Origin of the sequence: Haloarchaeobius baliensis, from assembly GCF_052060055.1 — an archaeon.
In the GTDB taxonomy this organism is placed as follows: Archaea; Halobacteriota; Halobacteria; order Halobacteriales; family Natrialbaceae; genus Haloarchaeobius; species Haloarchaeobius baliensis.
Genome location: NZ_JBPPFR010000006.1, coordinates 1 through 521 on the forward strand (window position 1 = coordinate 1; position 521 = coordinate 521).

A 521-nucleotide genomic window follows, 5' to 3' on the forward strand; every position below is an offset into this window, starting at 1 on the left:
AAGCACCCGAGTGAGGTCCGGATGAGGCCCAGAGATGGGTCGAATCTGGGCTTCGCAAGGGGGCTTAAGTCGTAACAAGGTAGCCGTAGGGGAATCTGCGGCTGGATCACCTCCACAGATCGGGACCAGACGATACGTCTGGCCCACCTTTGGCGTCCGAGTCCCGAGCCGTCGTCCTGCCCGATCGAGCACCTTTGAACTGCCAAGGCTAACGCAGACCCCCGAGAGGGGGTGGGCCCATAGCTCAGTGGTAGAGTGCCTCCTTTGCAAGGAGGATGCCCTGGGTTCGAATCCCAGTGGGTCCATGTCGTTCGGATTGAGTTCGAATCGCTCCCCTTAAGTGTGGGAGACCGATACGACTTAATCCGAACAACGAACCGATGCACCACCCCGTGCAAGCGTGGGTGGGAAGGGTCGAACGTAGCCCAGCTTACACTCCTGGGCAACGTCATGACACCGTGTGTACGCGCAATCCAGGCGTCCACTGGACCATTCCGGGTCACAGTGAACGTCCCATATAC

1 tRNA gene and 1 rRNA gene are annotated in these 521 nt (G+C 59.3%); both read left to right on the plus strand.

The annotated features are described in order from the left end of the window. A 16S ribosomal RNA gene (locus tag ACSG06_RS22025) occupies positions 1 to 115 on the plus strand; the annotation flags it as partial. 118 nt (positions 116 to 233) lie between these two features. Further along, positions 234 to 305, plus strand: a tRNA-Ala gene (locus ACSG06_RS22030). The last annotated feature ends 216 nt before the right edge of the window (positions 306 to 521 follow it).